We start from the raw sequence: 20475 nt of genomic DNA, 5'->3' as shown, positions 1-20475 counted from the left end.
AGTGTTACGCGGTCTTCCGACGGATGACCAGCATCGCACCAGCGGCTATCGCGAACCCCGCGAGAGCGCCAGCCGCAGGCTCCGGCACCGCCACGATCTGGATGCCATTGACGGGCGAACGCCAATCCAGAGACTGAGGATAGGAAGCGGCATTGGAAGTCAGCAGACTCAGGCTGCTGCCAGTGACATTGGTGAAAAGGATGTACGTTCCTGCTGTGGAAGCATTGGGCACACCCGGAGCAGCTGGTCCCGCCAGCGAAAGCGTCGTGGCGTAGGCGCCAGGGGTCACAGTCTGACTCTGGCCATTGACCGTGTAGGTCGAGGTCGAGTTGTCGCCATCGCGATTAATATAGACGTAGACGTTATAAACCGAAAACGGGATGTTGCTTACCGTAACCGCCGCCGGAACGCCATTGCTTCCGCCATCGAGGTATCCCTGAAGCAAACGTTGGTCTCCATTGTCCGCACCGCCCGTCCAAGCTCGCCAGGTATTGCTGGAAGACCAGGTCACCCCGACAGCCGTGGTGTTTCCAGCATCGTCCAGCAGGTCCAACACCGTGCCTGAGCCGCCAGTGGTGTTGTTCCAGTGAGACTGGGGCACCACCCCGGCAAAATCACCCGGCTGGATCTCTCCCGCCTGCTGGTCTGCACCGAAATTAATACCTATGAGAGTTTGAGCCGGAGACAGCTGCGCAAAAAGCGCAATCCCGGCCACCACGAGGGGAAACAGGAGCTTCGTCATACCTATTTATCAAATCATTTTATATCGATATTGTTTTTCTGCAAGTTGAATTTATTTCCTGGAAGCTCTGCGCAAAAATGATTGCTAGTCTGCCGACTGGCTCTTTGGGGCGGGGAAAGACGGGTTCACACCCGAACAATTCCGATAAACGACTGCCGCCCCATCCGCTGCACCTGAAGGCCATGTATTGCCTTCAATACGAAGGCCCGCCGTGGAGGTCACCTTGACACAAGGAAGGCGGCAGCCTTCGAAGACGTTATCCATAATGGCAATATTGCGATGAAGACCGGCAGGAGCGATTTCTCCAGCTCCGGAATGCGCCGTGATTTCGATGGCGGTATTGAGTGAATCCTTGATCGTATTCCCGCGGATCTCCAGGTTGCAGGAACTCCCCGCCTCCAGCCACCACCATTCTGGAGAAACCAGAATCGAGGGTCCCCAGGTTGAGGTGATCCTATTATTAACGATCCTCCCGTTGCTTGCCTTGATCAAGATTCCCCGGGAACGGTTGAAGCCAAAATCGCATCCCTGCACCAGGAATCCGTTTCCAACGCGTTTTTGAGAAGCAACCACAGAACCAACGGGAATTGTCACGCTGCGATCAAGGACCAGGAGTGCGGCTCGAGCTCCTGGAGCGACAAGTTTTCCCTGTTGCCCTTTATCCATGCGCTGAGCCTTGATAAAGGATCGTTCCTCATCCGTAACCTTGCCGCCCTCCTGGATCGCCACCACAGTGGCGTCGGGTAAACGCGTTCCATCATAGGATATGATCTCGATGAGTGCACCCACCTCGATATTCAAGGGGCGATGAAGGAATACCCGCACCGTGTTTCCGGCAGACTCCCCTGTCATGAAATACTCGCCACAGATATTGACACAATCGTCACCCTGAAACCTGGCGACACAGTCAATAAGCTGGGGCCCGCGCCTCGCATACTTGCTGTGGAAGGCGTCGGCATTGCCTGAACGTATGCGCCGCAAACCACGTGGCTTGATATCGTCGCCCAGCGGTCGGGGTTTGAGAGCGCACCTGAGGTATGTGGAGTTGTCGCACTCCACTTCAAAGAAGGAGAAGCAGTTGCTCGCATATAGTGTCACATCCTCAAGTCTGAGATTTTCACACCCTGTACTCACGATGGCATGAGGCCGATAGCCGCCTGGAGTATAGTCGCTGCTGACAACCATGATGTCCCCCACCTCTTCTCGATCCGACTCGGGATCATAGGCATACGCCGCGCTCTTTTTGATCCTGTAGGTTCGCTCCGCGATTCTCTCCACCTCGCGCCATCCATAATGAGTCCGCGATTTAAGTTGCTCAGTACGCCCGTCGAATATTTCGACATGGGTTCCAACATTCTCCGGATAGCCATTGAAGAGTTCGAACTCGGCCCAGCTCTTCTCAGGCCCCAATGCGGTAATGCGTCCTTGAGTAAAGGGCAGCGGATCATAGTCGATACTCAACCCCTGCAACGTGAGATTGCGGCAGTTGCCAATGCTTATGGCTTGGGTGGTTTCGGTGCAAATCATCGTCACCCCCTTGGCCACGATCACAGTATCCCGAAGTCCCTCCAGGCGCAGATGCACACGGTCATGCGGCTTCACCCGATAGACTCCGGGAGGAATCACGATCTCCTTGCTGTCTTTGGCGACCTCATCGTCAATCAACTTTTGCAGATCGAACAACTCTCCCGCTGCCCGGGCAGAACCTGCTGATGGCAGACCGATCAGCAAGACAAAGGTTACTAGAACGACAAGATTTCGCATGATGTTTGTTCCCGGTGAGCGGAGGATATCGGGAGCGGAGGGGTCACAAGAATGATCACCCCCATGTCGGAACTCCACGGGTATCTCCATCAGTAATCGCCACGGAAGAATTCCATCAGCCCAACCTGGCGCTGGAGGTCGTATAGGGTTTGGGTGCTGGAGGCTGTGACGCTGCCATCGCCCCACAGGACATGCCCCAAATTCATATGTCTGGTCGCAAACGATGAGCCAGACTTCGGAGTCGGTTCCCTTGGAAAGACTCCATCGAAAGCATAGAAATTATTCTGCCAAACGACATCAATCACCATGGGGAGATGGGAAAGACTTCTCACACCTTGGGGACTACGCGGCCCGGAGGGCACCGGTGATCCATCGCCGTTAAGCATGGCATTATAGGCATAATGCATGGAGTAAAGGATCTTTTGCGCGGGAGCAGGAAACGTGTTCCACGCCCATTCTCCGTTCGGGCCTCGCTTCCCTCCCGCCGGGCAAAAATAGACATCCGAGCGATTCCCTGTATAGGGGAATGTCTCCGTAACCCAAGGAATACCACCGATCCATCCCCCCGGAGGAAACACCCCTTTCTCCGCAGTATATGTCGTGATCGCGGAACCAAGCTGGCGCAGATTGGCGATGCATTTGACCGACTCTGCCTCCCGCATCCCATTTATGGCAGAGGGACTCAATACCACGACGAGAAGAATCACAATGCTGATAGCCACCAGAAGCTCCATGAGTGTGAACGCACCATTCACTGCATTCCGGGGAGGAATTCTCATCTTCATCGGTTGATCTTCTCTCGCATCCAAGCAGATCTTAAAATTAATATCGATATATTTTTCATCCAACTTTCCTGGCGAGCAATGATATGACTTCCATGCGTCTCGGCCGGCTTTTCGCTGATCTTTGATGATCATCCACGCAATGTGGTGAGCGAAGTCGCAGGCCGGAAGACACCGGGAAGCTCCGGGGTTAGTCGCCCCGCTCAATCACGATTCCGCTTTCCAGTGTTGCCACGGAGTCGCTTTCCGCCTCATTCCACACGACCTTCTGCCTGAAGAAGGCACCGGGGCGAACGACACGATTTCCAGTGATGGTTAAGTCCGAACTCCGTGACACCCAGATCAAGGCTCCACCATCGATTCCCAGGTCCTGACCTGTGGGATTTGGCGTTTCCGACATTACGTTCCGGAAGAGGTTGTCGGCAATGCGAACTCCGGCGGCGGAAACTATTACAATGCCCGGCCCGTTAAAGTCCTCGAAGTAATTTTTCTCAATTACAATGTCCCGGAAAGTGGGTGCATCGATACTGCCCTGGCCTGACAGGGAAATACATCCTGCCTGCCCACTCCAAGGAGCTGGGCAAAAATATCCCGTGCCGACGAAGCGGTTATTACGGATGACCACATTGCGCACGCCGCCAATCGCCCCGGGGTATTCCGGCGCAATGGTCACGCCGGCGTGTCCATCCTTGATGTCATTACCTTCGATAACTCCGTCTGAAGCTTTAATGAGAATACGCCCAGAGTTATGCAGGTGATTATTGCGAAAAACGAAGCCGTTACACTGCCGATCCGGATTATAAAGATTCTGGCCGACGGGAAACGGGAACGAATCCTTCGCCGTGACTTCAAAGACCTTCGCACTCACTCCCCAAACCTCCCAAGGCTTCGCCGCCTTGATCTTGTCACGGGTGCCAGCCCCCAGGGAAACCTGGTCAAGGTTTACGGGGCGGAGACTCGCGACCACCGCTTCCGGCGAAGTTAATCCCGTAACAAGCCTCTCCCCGACCTGGGGAAACACGTCATACGGTTGACGCGAGGCGATGATAGCCCTCGTCCCATCGACAGCCAGGACGAGATAGTCCGTCGATTGAACGCTCCACGAGTCGTCACCCGCCTTCTCGATCCGACAATCTTCCACAATGGGACCTTTCCGCACCGCAGCGGTCATCATTGCATCCCATGAACTGCTGAGCAGCCGTTCCGAGGTGGCACCGGTGGGGGGCGGACCCGGCGTCACACTGCACCGTCGAAAGGTCGAGCCACCCTGTCCAGCGCTCTCGAATATCCCAAATCCTGGGGCCGAGTGCACTGTCACATCCTCAAAGGTCATGTCCGAACTGGCCGTGATCGTCAGACCATGCGGAGCCCCGCCCGGATCTGGTCCCGTGCTGAGCGAGGCGAGATCGCCCAGAGCGGCCGCCTTGCCGATCCCGTCTCGGAACACACGTACCGTTGATTCCCCGACCATCTCGGCTTTGGCGCCCCAGAGAAATGGCATTCCCCTCTTCCGAAAACGGGTGACGCGGTCAATCAGATCGATGCGAGAGAAAGGTTCACGTGGGTATCCAGCGTCCAACTGCACGTCGATCCAGCTACGGTCATCCGCAATACGAACCACCTCCCCCTGCGTGAAACACAGCGGTTCATAGTCGATCGTCAGCCCTTGCAACCGGACGTTTTTACAGGACACGAACTCCATGGCCATCGTGCGCTTTCCGCAGAGGAGAGTCACTCCTTCGGCCTTGATCGTCAGGTTACTCGCATCCTTAACCTGCAAATGAACACGGCCACCAGAGGCAGGTTGCACCTTGTAAACCCCGGGAGGGATTACAACCTCGGGGGCCTTTTGCCTGATGGCATTGCTGATCAGTGTCTGAATATCAGCCTCTGCCCGGATATTCCCGAGGATACCAGCCACAGTGCAAAGAACCGAAACAAAGCGACAAAACTTGAGGCGCCATGGAAGCATGGCAAAATTTATATATCGATATTCTTTTATGTCAAATTCGATACACAAAGACACATCCACGCTCCCCCCGCTTGCCCGTCAGCTCCCGCAGGCCTCGCGTAATCGAGCGGCAGCCGTCTCGGCCGCAAGATCGCGCTGAGCCTCTGCCAGCAACTCATAGCCGACCATGAATTTCTTCACTGAGGCGGAGCGTAGCAGGGGCGGATAGAAATGGGCATGCACGTGCCAATGCTCACCCGGCTCATCACCGTAGGGCGCACCGTGCCATCCCATGGAGTACGGAAAGGACGTTTCAAATAGTTGGTCGTATCCCGACAACATCGCCTTCAGAATCTTAGCCAGCGAAAGCCTTCTGGCCTCATCAAGGTCGGGAAGACGCCGCACGGGAACTTTGGGGAGCAACAACGTTTCAAAGGGCCAGACAGCCCAGTACGGAACAACGGCCAGCCAGTCCGCATTCTCAACCACGATCCGTTCCCGGTCGACCATCTCGCGTTCGGCATAGTCGGATAAAAGCGTACGTCCCTCCCGTTCATAATATCGGCGCTGCTGGACGTCCTCCTTGGCAGGTTCGTTCGGTATAAACGACGAAGCCCACACCTGGCCATGCGGATGGGGATTGGAACATCCCATGATCGCACCTTTGTTTTCAAAGATCTGAACCCAGCGGTACTTTCTGCCGAGTTCTTCGGTCTGCCCGGCCCACGTATCAATCACCTGCCGGATCTCCTGCAGCGACAGATCGGGCAGAGTCAGATCATGCCTGGGAGAGAAGCATATCACGCGGCATTCCCCCGCCACCTCTTCATATCGGAACAAGCCCTCTCCCGGTGATGCCGAACTCCCGGTCTGCTGTGGCAGAAGGGCGGAAAAATCGTTGTTGAAAACAAAGGGGCCGACGTAGTCGGGATTCCGTTCCCCTCCCATCCGCGCATTCCCCGGACACAGGTAGCATTTCTCGTCATGGGTCGGAGGCTTCTCGTTTGAACCTGCCTCCTTCTGGCCCAACCAAGGGCGTTGCGTACGATGTGGAGAGACGAGGACCCACTCACCCGTGAGGGCGTTGAGACGTCGATGAGGAGCGGAAGAGAGTGCTTTCATATCCAGATTGCTGCGAACCAAAAAAAGGCGCTCAGGAAATGCTGACCTAGCTGATCCGAGATTTTATGTCGATATGTTAAATCCCAAGAAAAACCTGCTCCGAGACCTTTTCCGCACCGTCTCCCCCTCGATCACGCCAAATATTCTTGCTTATTTTTCATGCAGCAATATCGATATAAAAACTTCCCGATACCGACTTTTCTCCCGCCCACTCCCCTTGCGCCCTAGACTTCGTTACCGCCCTCAATGACCGCATCCCCGACCACCTCCTCCGTCGCATCCTCGATCAATATCAATCTCACGCCGGTTGATTACCTGATCCTCGGATTGTACTTCGTATTCGTCATCGGCATCGGTCTCGCCCTCAAGCGCTACATGAAGGGCAGCAGCGAGTTTTTTCAGTCGGGCCGCGCGATCCCGGCGTGGGTCACCGGACTGGCTTTCCTTTCCGCCAATCTTGGAGCTCAGGAAATCATCGGAATGGCTGCTTCCGGCGCAAAGTATGGCATCATGACCAGCCATTTCTATTGGCTCGGCGCAATCCCGGCGATGGTCTTCCTGGCCATCTTCATGATGCCCTTCTACTATGGGTCAAAGGCGCGTTCGGTGCCGGAGTATCTCAAGCTGCGATTTGACGAAAAGACGCGTGGATTCAATGCGTTCTCATTCGCGCTAATGACCATCTTCTCCTCCGGCATTTCCCTCCATGCGCTGGCCAAGCTGCTGGAGGTCCTAGTCGGCTGGAACTACTGGACCTGTATCGGGATCTCCGCCGCGATCGTGCTGGTATACATCCTTCTCGGCGGGCTGACCTCGGCAATTTATAACGAGGTCCTCCAGTTCTTTATGATCGTGCTCGGGTTTACCCCGCTCGTCTATCTGGCCCTAAAGGCCATCGGCGGCTGGAGTGCGCTGAAGGAAAAGCTTATTCCCGTGGCGACCAATGAAGGCTTCGCCGCCGGGACATGGACGCATTCCTGGCACTACATGGGTTCCGCGGCAGAAAATCCCATGGGCGTCAATTGGATCGCAATGGCCATGGGCCTTGGCTTCGTCCTTTCCTTTGGCTACTGGTGTACGGACTTCCTGGTCGTCCAGCGAGCCATGGCTGCCGAGTCCATGTCGGCAGCTCGACGGACTCCTCTCATCGCCGCCGTACCGAAGATGCTCTTCCCGCTTCTGGTCATCCTCCCTGGCATGATCGCCATCGCCATGCACTACCAATCCGGGGGCAAGTTCCTTCCGGTTTCTCATGACGGCACTCCAGATTACAACATGGTGATCCCGGCGCTATTGGCGCAATACTTCCCGACCGGCCTTCTCGGCCTGGGTTTCACCGCGCTCATGGCTTCCTTCATGGCCGGAATGGCGGGGAATGTGACGGCGTTCAACACCGTCTGGACCTACGACATTTACCAAAGCTATTTCGCTCCCGGAAAATCAGACAAACACTACCTCTGGATGGGCCGTGTGGCGACGATAGTGGGCATCATCCTGAGCATCGGCACTGCTTTCATGGCGTCGCACTTCAATAACATCATGGACATGCTCCAACTGGTGTTTGGATTCGTGAACGCGCCGCTTTTCGCGACCTTCCTGCTCGGTATGTTCTGGCGCCGGGCTACGGGACACGGCGCCTTCTGGGGGTTGGTGGCCGGCACGCTTTCCGCGGTAGTCTTTCACGGTCTGTCACTCTCTCACAATGCCGTGCCCGGCATCAAGGGAGGCTGGATCACGCCGGTCTTTCACTTTCAAAGCGAAATGGGGCAGAACTTCTGGGTTGCCATTGTGGCGTGGACGGTCTGCTTTGTCCTCACTATCGGCATCTCTCTGGTGACGGCTCGCACGAAAACCAACGAGGAGCTTGCCGGCCTCGTCTACTCTCTCACGCCCAAGCCCAAATCAGAAGGCGAAGTCTGGTACACTCGCCCTGCTTTTGTCGGTATCATCGTGCTGGCTCTCGTCCTCGTCCTTAACATCATCTTTGCCTGATCACCCGTCATGAACTTCGACCTTCGCCTTCCCGTCGGCCTGATGTTCGGCCTCTTCGGCCTCATCCTCATCGGCACCGGACTTTTCACCAGCTCCGAGATCTACCAGCGTTCGCTCGGGATCAACGTCAACCTCTGGTGGGGCATCTTCCTGCTCATCTTCGGCTGCATCATGTTCTTCTCGGCCAAACGGAAAAAATAGTCAGCCCATGTCGCGCTCCATTATCAAAGTCTGTGACGGCTGGAAATTCTCCCGTCAGGTTTCCGAAAACGCTCGCTGCGAGCAGCCATCGTATTCCGTCGAAAGCTGGGAATCGATCGAACTGCCTCATACTCCGCAGGTCGAGGCCGAGGTTGTTCGTTATCCTTTCCAGGGCATCTGCTGGTACCGCCGCATAATCACTCCCAGCCCCGAATGGGTGGGGAAGCAGGTGGTGCTCGAGTTTGGCGCTGGCATGCAAATCGCTGATATCTGGGTCAACGGTACGCATTGCCAGCGCCACCTCGGCGGGTATTTGCCTTTCAGCGTCGATCTCACTGATCTTTTATCCCATGGCAAGGAGGCTCTGGTGGTCGTCCGTCTCGATAATCGCGACACGAGCGAATGCCCCCCCGGCAAACCTCTTGAGCACCTTGATTTTTCCTACTTCGGAGGTCTCTATCGCGAAGCCAGACTCATAATCACAGCTCCGCTGCATGTCAGCGACCCTATCCGCGCAAACCTCCAGGCTGGCGGAGGCGTATTCGTTCGCACAAAGGAACTGAAGCCCGAGGCCGCTCACATCAGTATCCAGACGCATGTGGTCAATGAAGCCACTGACCCGGCCCGTCGCTGTCACATCGTCTCCAACATCTTCGATCCGGAGGGTGTCATGGTCCAGACCGACAAGAGCTTCCCGCTCATCATCGCAGGGGGGGAGGGACACCATTTCCAACAAGAGGTCGTCATCGTCTCCCCGAAGCCCTGGCATCCCGATACACCTCGGCTGTACACCCTCATCACCGAGGTCTATGCGGATGGCGCACTCATCGATGTCCACGAGACGCGCTTCGGAATCCGGCATATCGCGATGGATCGCCAGTTTTACCTCAATGGGGAACTCTTGCCGATCCGCGGGACGAACAGGCATCAGGAGTATCCTTTCATCGGCAACGCCGCGCCACCTAATGCACAGCGCCGCGACGCCCAACTCATCAAGGATGCTGGATTCAACTTCGTGCGTCTCAGCCACTATCCGCAGGACCCGTCCTTCCTGGATGCCTGCGATGAACTCGGCCTCCTCGTGCAGGCCGCGATCCCGGGATGGCAGCAGTTCTGGCCAAATAATTCCTTCATCAGCCGCTCTTTCCAAGACGTCCGTGAACTCATTCGCCGCGACCGCAATCACCCCAGCATCATTTTCTGGGAGCCAAATCTCAATGAAACAGGGGTGGGCGAAAGCGGTCTGGGGCATTCCGACTGGTGCCGCACCGCCCACGAGATCACGCACCTGGAGTATCCTGGCGACCAATGCTTCACCTTTGGCGATGCGTATCCCGAGAAGCCAGGCTGGGATTGGGACGTCACGGGGCTGATCCGAGAGTATGGCGATTTTTCCTTTGGAGGAAATGAAAGCACGTCCCGCCATCGTCGCGGGGAAGGCGAGGCCGCGCTCCTCCAGCAGGCATGGAACTACCAGTGGACGCTTAACCACATCAATGCCGGATATCTCGATCCCAAGTCCGACTACTGCGGTTGCGCGACATGGGTGATGTTTGATTACAACAGGGGATACCATGACGACGCCTGCACCTGCGGCGCGATGGATATCTTCCGTCTGCCGAAGTATGTGTATTACCTTTACCAGAGCCAGCGTAACCCGGAAATCATCGACCGCCGCTGGTCCAGCGGACCCATGGTGTTCATCGCCAGCGATTGGACGCCCCGCACAGGAGAAACGAAGGTCATAGTCTTTTCCAACTGCGATGAAGTCGAGCTCCTCGTAAACGGTCTGGCAATCAGTCGCCGCTCTCCAGACGCAGGACCGGACACCGTCTACAGTGAGCGAAAGGAAACCAATCTCGCGACGGTAGGTGACGATTACGATCGCTCCGGAGGAAATCCTTACGATGGCGGAAACGCCAACCATATCCCCCATCCTCCATTCACCTTTACAGGAGTGGCCTATCGCTCCGGGTCTCTCACCGCTATCGGCTACATCAAGGGCACGGAAGTTGCCCGGCATGATGTCACCACCCCGGAGGAACCCCACTCCCTGGAAGTCTGGGCTGATTTCGCCAATATCCCCCTTGCGGAAAATGGACTTGATGTCCTCATCGTCCATGCCCGGATCGTCGATGCGAACGGCACTACGGTTCCCATCTCCGGCAAGGTTATCGGGTTTGAGGTCGATGGACGGGCAGAACTGATCGGTCCCAATCCCGCCCCGACCGATGCCGGGATCGCCTCGATCCTTCTTCGCACTTCGGGTCCCCTCGGGGAAATCCGCGTTACGGCGCGACTGGGATACTTGTCTGCCAGCAAACGGCTCGCTTAAGGGCCGAATGATATGTGCTCGCTTCTGATGATGCGTCGCGCCACAAGATCCATCCTCAGAAGCGGTCTTTCGTTGCCCGAGCTTTTGCCGCACCCCGTGTCGGCGCTTCCGGTCCTTACGCGCGCACCATATCCCGGTGATCCTGTTTGCCTGCGCAGCCTCTGATCCCCCTGCCCCCTACAGACGTCCATGCACCTAATCGACTGGCTCCTCATCGCGATACCGCTGCTCACCCTGCTTATCGTCACACTTTACACCCGACGGTATGTGCGCGGCGTCGCGGATTTCCTCTCCGGCGGTCGCATGGCCGGGCGCTACCTTCTCGCCGTGGCCAAGGGGGAACAGGGTGTGGGCGCGGTCGTATTTGTCGCCACCTTCGAAATCATTTCGCACTCAGGTTTCGTCCTCACATGGTGGGGATGGCTCAGTATACCCGTGATGTTGATCGTGGGCATCAGCGGTTGGGTGATCTACCGATTTCGTGAAACACGAGCTCTCACTCTCGCCCAATTCTTTGAGATTCGATATAGCAAGCGCTTCCGTGTCTTCACCGGCATCCTCGGCTTCGGCGCAGGCGTGGTGAACTTCGGCATCATTCCGGTCATTGGTTCCCGGTTTCTCACGTTTTTCCTCGGGCTGCCTCAGACCTTCAGCTTCTTTGGGTTTCAGATCGAGACCTACATCCCATTGATGGCAGTTCTGCTAACCATCTCGCTCGCGATGACCCTATCCGGTGGCCTGATCACGTTGATGATCACAAATTGCCTCGAGGGAATGATGTCTCAGATCCTTTTCCTCATCATCATTGCAGCCCTGCTATGCATGTTTAGCTGGAAGGACATTTCCCAGGTGCTCGAGAATCAGCCCAAAGGAGAGTCGCTGCTGAATCCCTTCGACTCGATGGGTTTGAAAGACTTCAACATCTGGTATGTGCTCATCGGCCTCTGGGGAGGCATCTATCGGACGATGGCCTGGCAAAACCAGAGCGCCTATGCCACAGCTGCTGTGACCGCGCACGAGTCACGCATGGGTGGCATCCTTTCCATCTGGAAGGGAATGGGAAATACAGCCGTAATCACACTCCTCGCGGTTTGCGCCATGACGTATCTGGCACATCCACACTATGCCGCCCAAGCTGCAGAAGTTCAGCATGAGGTGGCTCAGATCGCCCAGCCCAAGATCCAGCAGCAAATGAAGATTCCCATCGCCATTGAACACATGCTGCCCATGGGCATCAAAGGCATTCTCTGCATCGTTCTCCTTATGGGTGTATTCGGTGGAGACGGCAACCATCTGCACTCGTGGGGGAGCCTTTTCATCCAGGATGTGCTGGTGCCATTGCGCAAGAAACCCTTCACTCCCAGACAACATATCCGCCTGTTGAGATGGTCGATGACAGGAGTGGCTTTGTTCGCCTTTCTTTTTGGCTGTTTCTTCAAGCAGACGGAGTACGTGATGATGTGGTGGGCGGTAACCGAGGCAATCTATGTTGGCGGAGCCGGAGCGGCCATTATCGGCGGACTATACTGGAAGAAAGGCACCACTGCGGGCGCGTGGGCTGGCCTCCTCACTGGGTCAACTCTTGTAACTTCTGGCATTCTGGCCCGGCAGGTCTGGGGTGACAGCTTTCCCTTCAATGGCACGCAAATTGCCTTCGGCGGCTCAATCATTGCGTGCGTGGTTTACTTCACCGTTTCTCTGCTGACCTGCCGCAAAAACTTCGACATGGATCGTATGCTGCACCGAGGCGAATACGCGGTGGAATCAGAGCAAAAATTCCAAACGAAGAAAAAGACCAAGGTCTCCTGGGGGCGCATCATCGGCCTCGATGAGAACTTTTCTATCGGCGACAAAATCATCGCCTGCGGTCTTTTTGGCTGGAGCATGATCTGGCTGGCTGTCTTCGTCATCGGCACCATCTGGAACCTCATCTCACCATGGCCCTTACAGGTCTGGTCCACATTCTGGTTCATTGTCGGCATCGGCATTCCGATCTTCTTTGCTCTCGTTACCGCCGTCTGGTTTTCGTGGGGTGGAGTAAAGGATATCAGACTCTTTTTCAGACGCCTCCGTGAGGAGCGCATCGATGCCCGGGACGATGGCACGGTCGTCAATCACCACAATCTGGCCGACTAGATCAAAACATCCGCAAAACCGCAGGCCCGTATATCAGCTCAAAAACCTAATGTTACCTTCTCCCTTCATGAAAAAGTCGTTCCTACCTTTCGTGACAGCATTTTGTCTTGGAGCAACAGCCGTCCACTCCAGCGACGATTTCCGCCCCGCTCTCGAGCAGGCCGTAAAGTCGGGAGCGCATGAATTCACCATCCCGGCAGGCACCTATCATCTGAAGCCTGTTGGCGGGGACAACAATCATGTGACGGTAAATAACGCAAAGGATCTGACCATCAATGCCGAGGGCGTGAAGCTGATCTGTGGAGACATGACCAGGGCCGTCACAATCAAGAACTCCCGTAATGTCACGCTCAAAGGGCTGACGATCGATTATGATCCCCTGCCCTACACGCAGGGCGACATCATCGCGACAGCGCCTGATGACAGCTGGGTCGATGTACGCATCCATGCAGGTTATCCCCGGAAGCCCTATTCACGCATCGATGTCATCGATCCTGCCACGCGGTTTCGCAAACGCGGCATGCCATTTCTTTGGGGAGCGAAGGGCGAGATGCGGGGCGAGGATGTCGTGCGTGTATATGTGAAAGACATCGGGAAGATTGCAAAGGTCGGTGACATGGCTTCCATGAGTGGAGGTCCTCGGCCAGGAGGAGTCGCCCACGCTGTCGCAATCGAAAACTGCGCAGGCACAGTCTTTGAAGGCGTCTCGGTATTTTCTGCGCCCGGGTTTGGCATCATCGAGCAGGATGGCGATGGCGGCATGCGCTACACCCGATGCAAAGTGGTTCCCGGCCCCAAACCGGAAGGAGCCACACAGGAGCGATTGCTCAGCAGCGTATGGGATGCCATGCAGAGCAAAACCATGAAACGCGGCCCGTTGGTCGAGCAATGTGAGATCCGCGATGCGGGAGACGACTCATGGAGCGTACAGTCCAGCGACTTTATGGTGGTAGCCGTCGATGGCTCAACGGCGACACTTACCTTCCGGGACGAACATTGCCTCGGCCCGCAGGTCGGCGACTCTCTCGCTACCTCCCTCGATGGGAAGACAGCCGAGATCATCGCCAAGGAGTATGTCAAACTCCCCGATGACTTGGCCCGTAAAGTGACCGAGGCGCCCCAGTGGACGCTATGGCGCACTAATACGAAAGCGGTCAAGGTCACCGTCAAAGGCGATGTCCCCTTTCTCGTCGGAGAGTCGGTCTACTGCCCCGATCGTCAAGGAAACGGATTCATCTTCCGCAACAACATTACCCGGAGCTCCGGTCGCATTCTCATCAAGGCAGGCGACGGCATGATTGAAGGCAACCAGATCTTTGACGGCCATTCCGGTGTCACGGTCTCTCCTGAGGTTCCCGGCGAGGCTGCGGCGGGAATTCGAAATCTCGTGATTCGAAACAACACATTCAAAGGTACGGGATATTTTTGTCCGTCGTGGTCGACTGATCAAGCGGGGTGCATTTCGATTGCGGCCGGGGCGAAATACCCCGTGTTCCAGAATATCAGGATCGAGGGCAATCGATTCGAGGACTTCAACGGACCCGGAATCGTCCTTTTCGCGGCCAAGGGTGTTTCCATTCGGGACAACCTCTTCGCTCGTGTGATGACTGCTCCTCCCAGCGTCACCGGCGCAGGCAAGGGAGTCAATGGCGAATCTCTGCTTTGGCTGACCCGCTCATCGGACATCACAACAAGCGGCAACAAGGTGTACGAACCCGGTGCATACCTCAAGGCAACCGTCTCCGGCAAAGATGTCGCCCAAGATACTCTCGACAAGCTTGCCGAAGGTTTTTCCATCGAGACTGCGCCCAGCCCGTTCAACCTCACGCAACCAAGTCACTAGCGTTGCTGGAAACTGGTGCGCGAGCAACCTCTCGCGCCATTTGGAGTTCGGCATGCCCCGGCCATGCCCGCGACCACGAATGGTTGACTCAACCTTTGGCGCGATTTTCGTACGGAGGTCGTTCCTCCTCATCCGATAAGGCCGACTGAAAGAAGAGCCAAGTCCGCTTCATTCTCATAGGACCTTGCCGCGCAAAGGGGGCAGTCCTACCCTTCGAAACCGGCAAGCCAGCCAGGTACCGACATTCCCACTTTACAGGAGCTGGTCTTCATTACCAGATCCCATGTTCCTCTTGCGCATAAAATATGTCGGCCGGAGAAGATCCCAGGCCGACATATCTATAAGAGAACTGAACCTCTCCAGCTACTCGTAAGTCAGCTGAGCAGTCGCTTTGCACAAACTGTCGGACTTGGTTCGCAACCAATAGGCGCTAAACGAATCGGGAAACTGATATGACACGGATTCGCCGGCCGGAACGCTAAACTCTTTCCAGGGCACCCATGTACCGGTACCCGAGGGATCGATTTCCACGGTGATCTTGACGGGGACCGTTGCGTCGTGGGACAGCGTCAGGCTCTTCTTGTCATATCCGGTGAGCAGGTAGGGATCGGAGGGCTTTCCCGCTTCGACCTGTGCATTTTTCCAAGGTCCGCCAAAGCCCCGCGGTTTTCCGAACCGCCAGATGTCATCCACCGCACCCACCCATAGGGCAGTCTTGCCATCGGTCGATCGAATGACATGGTCCCCTGCCTGGGCAGATTGATCCAGTCCACTGATCACAAACAACCCGCGAAAACTCGTGTAATCCTTGATTCGCCGGTTATGCGTGGTGACGGCTCTGATCTTTGCCGCGCCACCTGCGTTCTCCGCCGGCAGTTCAAAAAACGTGCCGCCCGCATTGAAGAGATCGCGCTCGGTACAAACCTCGCGACAGATGCGCTCGGCTCCAAGCGGACCCGCAGTGTCCAGGGATCTGTCACCTCGTGGAAGCCGCCAGCGACCCACCTGATCGACATAGATAATGGAAGCGTCGTCATACTCGAGCACACCCGAGGGAATCGCAACATTCTCATTCATCCACCTCGAAGCATCGGGTTCGTCGACCTTCGTCAACGTCAGATTCCCATCGAGATCGTAGCATCCCAAGTCGCCGCTGGCATCCTGCGCGGCAAAGCGTAGCGTCCGGATGTCATTCCCACGGGCATAAAGCAGTCCTCCAGTGACCTGCTTGCTATCCGGCGCAGCGATGCCGTCAAAGATTTTTGCCGCGGCAACCTCGCGCCCGTCCTGGTTTCGATAGAGAAACATCGCCGTCAATTTCTTCGCATCGGCCTCCGGGCGAAGGCGAATCCAGGCGCCCTTTTCGGAGCTCATATCCGCCCATTGCAGCGCTCCCGGGAGCACATCGATGGTCTTCGATGGCGTCCACGTTCCATTCCCATCGACATCGACCTCCACGGCTACCCGCACGGGGGCTGCGCCGTTGTGAAACAGCGCGAGCGTTCGATAGTCGAAACCGCTGAAGAGATATGGATCGCTGGTGGTCCCCTTCTTCACGTCTTCGTTCAACCACAGAGCACCACGACCAATAACCGGCCCCAGGTGATCAAGGAGCGTCGGATCGATGAACCAGAGGTTGGATTGCGACTGTCCCGGCCCAACGATTTCCCCCTTGGCCTTGCGCTTGTTGAGAAACTCGTTCTTCGCGGTGTCGTCGCATCCGATCACGATGCGATCGTTCCAGCGGGCAAAATCTCCCACCACTTTCAAGTAGTTGCTCCGAGGAGAAATACCGGCGCTGGTGGACGGAGCGAAGTTCTTGGGGAACTTCCAAAATCCGCCATGCATCGTCATTAGGAGAGACCCCTCGCCGATCTCGCGAATGCGCGGCCACTCGGTATTCCAGCCATGCGCCCCATCATAGCTATGGCTCGCCTTGGGCAGACGGTAAGAGTGCCAGGTTCCCTTATCGAGCACCATGAGGATCAGAGAACGGAAGTCCCAACCCACCGCCCAGAGAGGATCAGTCTCGGGGTTGCTATTGCCATAGATCCCGCCGGGTCCGGTCACCTCGGTGAATTGATTCCGCCGGATCATCGTCCAGTTTTCGCCAGGCTTCCGCCACTCGGCCAGAGCACCGCTAGGTGTCGTCGGGTCTGTCTCCGCCGCGTGCCCATACTCGCCATTATTGGCATAAACGAGGCGCTCCTGACCGCTGTAGAGGCCCTTTCCATGATATCCCGGGAGATCGCTCACAACGCCGGTGCCCAGCCCCTTGTTGTCCCTGTTGGTGTCCTTGATCAGCTCGGTGACATTCAAGGTCTTGAGGTCAACCGAGTACAAGCCCTCCTCCATCGTCGCGTAATAGACCGATGTCGCCGGGTCCACTAAATGGCGGGCCACTGCCGTGAGGCGACCGGGCATCTGGCTCGGCTTGATCACCCGCACATTTCGCTCGCCATCGATCACGTAAGGGCCGATCAGCAGCTGATTGGTTTCGCGGTGAATCATCCGGTCAGCAGGCGTACCGCCCACGCTCTCGCTACGAACGATCTGCTTCAGGTCCGGCGTGATCTCATAAAGTTTATCCGAGGACCCATAAGGGCGATGCGGTGCATAAGTGATGGCCCAAAGCCTGTCTGCCCACGGAACCACCGCTCCCGTTCCGCACTCGCCCTCCTTGTTAAACATGGCAAGCGATGGATAGATGCCGCTCACCTGTCTTGGCTGGTCTGATGGCACCTCGCCGAGGACACACGATGCCGCGATCGTGATAAACAGGGGGACGAGTGTCTTCTTCATTGCAAAATTACTCCGCGCTAATGGTTGTTTCGGCTGCGACGAGGCCGGCAGATACGGCTTTCAACTTGATCTCTCCTTTTTCTCCGGGTTTGGATCGAACAATGGCCAAAGCCAGACCATTGAACGCCTTTCGCTCGCTTGCCTGAAAGGACTCGTGGCTGACCGGGTTACCATTGTCGACGGCATCCAGTTCACCCGGACCGGAAATCTCAAACTTCACCTCATTCCCCGAACGGGGCACGACTCGTCCCTTTCCGTCCTCCACTTTTACGGTCACGAAAGAAAGATCCTTGCCATCGGCCGAGATCCGGGCCCGGTCGGGAGAAAGAGCGAGCTGTGAAGCCTCGCCAGTCGTGACGACCTTATCCTCCGCCCACTGGCGGCCATTTTTGTACGCCACGACCCTGAGCTCACCGGGTTCGTACTTCACATCGTCCCAGCGGAGGCGATACTGGCCCGCTTCCTTCTTTTTGCGGCCGAGCGACTTTCCATTGAGGAAAAGTTCCGCCTCGTCTCCAGATGTATAGACGTGCACGGGCGTGACTTGTCCGATGCGATCGGGCCAGTTCCAGTGCGGGAGGATATGTGCCATCGGAAAATCGGGCCGCCACTTTGCCTGATAGATGTAGAAGCGATCCTTCTTGAAGCCCGCGAGATCGAGGATGCCAAAGTAGGAACTCCGCGACGGAACCTGAATCTTTCCAAGACGATCGAGTTCCTCCTTGAGCTTGGCCTTCGCCTCTGGATCGGCCATGTTCAGGAGATTCGTCGTATCCTTGTTGTACGGAGTCGGCTCACCCAGATAGTCAAATCCGGTCCAGACAAACTCACCCATCACGTATGGATACTTGTCCTGAGCCTTGAACTCCGTATCGGGAGTCGTTGCCCATCCCGGGAAATACAAGTCATATGAGCTCATCTGAAAATCGGACTGGCCACCGTGATCCAACGGGAAGAAATATTCCCCTCGCGTGCTGATCGTCGACGCGGTTTCCGACCCATAGATCGGGATATCCGGGTTTTCGTTGTGGAAGCGCTCATAGACGCCCGGCTTATAGTTGAAGCCAAAAATATCTACGGACTTCTGAAAACCATTGAATCCGGCTTCGAGCCAGTTGCACCCGACCGATACAGGCCGTGTGCTGTCCTCCTCGTGCACGATCCTGGTCAGTTTCTCAGAAAGCCAGGGACCATTCTGCTCGGCGATTTCGTTGCCGGTGCTCCAGATTACCACGCTGGGATGATTCCGGTCGCGGCGCACCATCGCTCGAAGATCCGCCTCATGCCATTCCTTGAATAGACGACCATAATCGTTTGGTTTCTTGCCCGAGGCCCAACAGTCAAAGGCCTCTACCATCACGAGCATGCCGAGCCGATCACAGATCTCCAGCAGTTCCGGCGCCGGAGGATTGTGACTCGTGCGAATGGCATTGCCACCCATCTCCTTGAGCAACTCCACCTGACGCTCCAGCGCCCGATAGTTGACAGCTGTTCCCAAGGCGCCGAGATCGTGATGATTGCACACCCCCTGAAACTTGTAAGGCTTGCCATTGAGCATGAATCCGTCCTTTGCATGATATGCAATCGTCCGGAAGCCGAGAGGCGTCTCGTACTGGTCGACCACATTGTTTCCCTGGAGGACATCGGTCACCACCACATACCGGGCAGGCGTCTCGGGACTCCAGAGGTCAGGCCGGGGAACTGCAAGCTGCGCAGGGATCTCTTTCCTCTCGCCCGGTGCAATAGAAAGGGGCGGAGTGGCGCCCGATGCCACCGCTTTGCCGACTTTGGCTCCAGCACGATCCAGTACGTAAATGGAATTTTTCAGAGACACCGAGGCTGGAGCTTCGGTGTTGTTCACAACCGAGGTTTTCAACTCGACTTTGCCAACTGCAGCGCTGATCTGGGGTGTCGTCACCTGGGTCCCCCAGTGCGCGACATGCACGGGAGAGGTGCGCACCAACCAGACATTGCGGTAGATCCCGCCGCCAGGATACCACCGCGAGGAATTCGGGGGATTATCCAGCCGGACAGCCACGACATTCTCTCCTCCAAAATTCACATACGGGGTGATGTCGACGCGAAACGAGCTGTATCCATACGGCCATCCGCCAGCAAACTTCCCATTCACCCACACGAGCGCATAAGACATCGCTCCGTCAAAATCCAGGTAGAGCTGACTCCCCCTGTCAGCGGCAGGCACTTCGAAATGTTTGCGGTACCATGCCACCCCCCACCAAGGCAGCTTCCCCGTTTCGCCATCATACTCCTGATTGAAAGGCCCCTCGATGCCCCAATCGTGAGGCAGATTAAGCTTCCGCCAGGAGCCATCATCAAAGCCCGGCGCTACATAGCTCACTGCGGCACCGAGATTACCCTCCGGGCGCAACGCTGTCTTTCCGACCTCGTACTCCGACCGCTGGCTCGCGAGCCATTTATTGATCTCGGGCAGTCGGAATGTATCTCCCACCTCTTCAGGATCACCCTTGATGAATCGCCAGTCGGCATTGAAGCTGGAGCGCTCGCGGGCCTGCGTTTCCGCAGCCTCCACCGCACCCCCGAGCATTGGAAAGCCAACGAGTAAAGTCGCAACCATCGTCAGGAAATTCATCAATATCTTTTTCATCAGCACAGGAAATCGGTGACAAAACTGAAGGCACTCCATCGTCGTTGAAAGCCTGTCGGCCAGTCCGAGGGGAGACTTCAATCAAGCAGTTCGCGCAAATTATATTATATCGATATTTTCGCAAGTTGAAATCAACAATTGAAAACGAAATATCTTAAAACTCCCTCGGCACGCCTCCG

At 56.3% G+C, this 20475-nt stretch carries 12 protein-coding genes; 5 read left to right on the top strand and 7 right to left on the bottom strand.

Annotated elements, in window-relative coordinates; genetic code table 11:
* Positions 1 to 4: 4 nt before the first annotated feature.
* From TSACC_RS08060 to TSACC_RS08040, 5 genes are all read right to left on the bottom strand, one after another.
* Entirely contained in the window at positions 5 to 742 is a 738-nt protein-coding gene (locus TSACC_RS08060; RefSeq protein WP_075078834.1) for a hypothetical protein, read from the bottom strand.
* A gap of 84 nt (positions 743 to 826) precedes the next feature.
* Positions 827 to 2506, bottom strand: coding sequence for a right-handed parallel beta-helix repeat-containing protein (locus tag TSACC_RS08055; RefSeq protein WP_169809579.1), 1680 nt, complete (start codon positions 2504 to 2506; stop codon positions 827 to 829).
* 89 nt (positions 2507 to 2595) lie between these two features.
* Positions 2596 to 3423, bottom strand: a complete 828-nt coding sequence (locus TSACC_RS08050; protein WP_075078832.1) for a type II secretion system protein — start codon at positions 3421 to 3423, stop codon at positions 2596 to 2598.
* A gap of 55 nt (positions 3424 to 3478) precedes the next feature.
* Positions 3479 to 5209 carry a right-handed parallel beta-helix repeat-containing protein gene (locus TSACC_RS08045; protein ID WP_237763922.1) on the bottom strand — a complete coding sequence of 577 codons (1731 nt, stop codon included), beginning with the start codon at positions 5207 to 5209 and terminating at the stop codon, positions 3479 to 3481.
* Positions 5210 to 5338: 129 nt separating this feature from the next.
* Positions 5339 to 6361, bottom strand: a complete 1023-nt coding sequence (locus tag TSACC_RS08040) for a UDP-glucose--hexose-1-phosphate uridylyltransferase (RefSeq protein ID WP_075078830.1) — start codon at positions 6359 to 6361, stop codon at positions 5339 to 5341.
* A gap of 246 nt (positions 6362 to 6607) precedes the next feature.
* Here TSACC_RS08040 and TSACC_RS08035 point away from each other — a divergent pair, with 246 nt between their 5' ends.
* The 5 genes from TSACC_RS08035 (at position 6608) to TSACC_RS08015 (ending at position 14868) form a co-directional block, all read left to right on the top strand.
* Positions 6608 to 8353 carry a sodium:solute symporter family protein gene (locus TSACC_RS08035; protein ID WP_075078829.1) on the top strand — a complete coding sequence of 582 codons (1746 nt, stop codon included), beginning with the start codon at positions 6608 to 6610 and terminating at the stop codon, positions 8351 to 8353.
* Positions 8354 to 8362: 9 nt separating this feature from the next.
* On the top strand, positions 8363 to 8554 hold the full coding sequence (locus TSACC_RS08030; RefSeq protein WP_075078828.1) for a hypothetical protein: 192 nt from the start codon (positions 8363 to 8365) through the stop codon (positions 8552 to 8554).
* 7 nt (positions 8555 to 8561) lie between these two features.
* Positions 8562 to 10889, top strand: coding sequence for a glycoside hydrolase family 2 TIM barrel-domain containing protein (locus TSACC_RS08025; protein WP_075078827.1), 2328 nt, complete (start codon positions 8562 to 8564; stop codon positions 10887 to 10889).
* A gap of 189 nt (positions 10890 to 11078) precedes the next feature.
* Positions 11079 to 13025, top strand: a complete 1947-nt coding sequence (locus tag TSACC_RS08020) for a sodium:solute symporter family protein (RefSeq protein WP_075078826.1) — start codon at positions 11079 to 11081, stop codon at positions 13023 to 13025.
* 67 nt (positions 13026 to 13092) lie between these two features.
* A complete protein-coding gene (locus tag TSACC_RS08015) occupies positions 13093 to 14868 on the top strand; it encodes a right-handed parallel beta-helix repeat-containing protein (protein WP_169809578.1) in 1776 nt (591 codons plus the stop codon).
* A gap of 363 nt (positions 14869 to 15231) precedes the next feature.
* On the opposite strand, the gene TSACC_RS08010 is transcribed toward TSACC_RS08015, so the two are convergent.
* Both TSACC_RS08010 and galB read right to left on the bottom strand, forming a co-directional pair.
* Positions 15232 to 17670 (bottom strand): hypothetical protein, encoded by a 2439-nt coding sequence (locus TSACC_RS08010; protein ID WP_075078824.1) that lies wholly within the window; start codon positions 17668 to 17670, stop codon positions 15232 to 15234.
* 7 nt (positions 17671 to 17677) lie between these two features.
* Positions 17678 to 20296: a beta-galactosidase GalB gene (gene galB, locus TSACC_RS08005; protein WP_075080630.1), complete on the bottom strand. Its 2619-nt coding sequence runs from the start codon at positions 20294 to 20296 to the stop codon at positions 17678 to 17680.
* Between the last annotated feature and the right edge of the window lie 179 nt (positions 20297 to 20475).

Source organism: Terrimicrobium sacchariphilum (assembly GCF_001613545.1).
Lineage (GTDB): Bacteria > Verrucomicrobiota > Verrucomicrobiia > Chthoniobacterales > Terrimicrobiaceae > Terrimicrobium > Terrimicrobium sacchariphilum.
Note: the sequence above shows the minus strand (reverse complement) of the source record. Positions and strands in the feature narration are given on the sequence as shown.

Excerpts from the sequence above, each read along its gene's own strand:
- TSACC_RS08060 (WP_075078834.1), bottom strand. The coding sequence starts at position 742 with ATGACGAAGCTCCTGTTTCCCCTCGTGGTGGCCGGGATTGCGCTTTTT.
- TSACC_RS08055 (WP_169809579.1), bottom strand. The coding sequence starts at position 2,506 with ATGCGAAATCTTGTCGTTCTAGTAACCTTTGTCTTGCTGATCGGTCTG.
- TSACC_RS08050 (WP_075078832.1), bottom strand. The coding sequence starts at position 3,423 with ATGATCATCAAAGATCAGCGAAAAGCCGGCCGAGACGCATGGAAGTCA.
- TSACC_RS08040 (WP_075078830.1), bottom strand. The coding sequence starts at position 6,361 with ATGAAAGCACTCTCTTCCGCTCCTCATCGACGTCTCAACGCCCTCACG.
- TSACC_RS08035 (WP_075078829.1), top strand. The coding sequence starts at position 6,608 with ATGACCGCATCCCCGACCACCTCCTCCGTCGCATCCTCGATCAATATC.
- TSACC_RS08030 (WP_075078828.1), top strand. The coding sequence starts at position 8,363 with ATGAACTTCGACCTTCGCCTTCCCGTCGGCCTGATGTTCGGCCTCTTC.
- TSACC_RS08025 (WP_075078827.1), top strand. The coding sequence starts at position 8,562 with ATGTCGCGCTCCATTATCAAAGTCTGTGACGGCTGGAAATTCTCCCGT.
- TSACC_RS08020 (WP_075078826.1), top strand. The coding sequence starts at position 11,079 with ATGCACCTAATCGACTGGCTCCTCATCGCGATACCGCTGCTCACCCTG.
- TSACC_RS08015 (WP_169809578.1), top strand. The coding sequence starts at position 13,093 with ATGAAAAAGTCGTTCCTACCTTTCGTGACAGCATTTTGTCTTGGAGCA.
- TSACC_RS08010 (WP_075078824.1), bottom strand. The coding sequence starts at position 17,670 with ATGAAGAAGACACTCGTCCCCCTGTTTATCACGATCGCGGCATCGTGT.
- galB (WP_075080630.1), bottom strand. The coding sequence starts at position 20,296 with ATGAAAAAGATATTGATGAATTTCCTGACGATGGTTGCGACTTTACTC.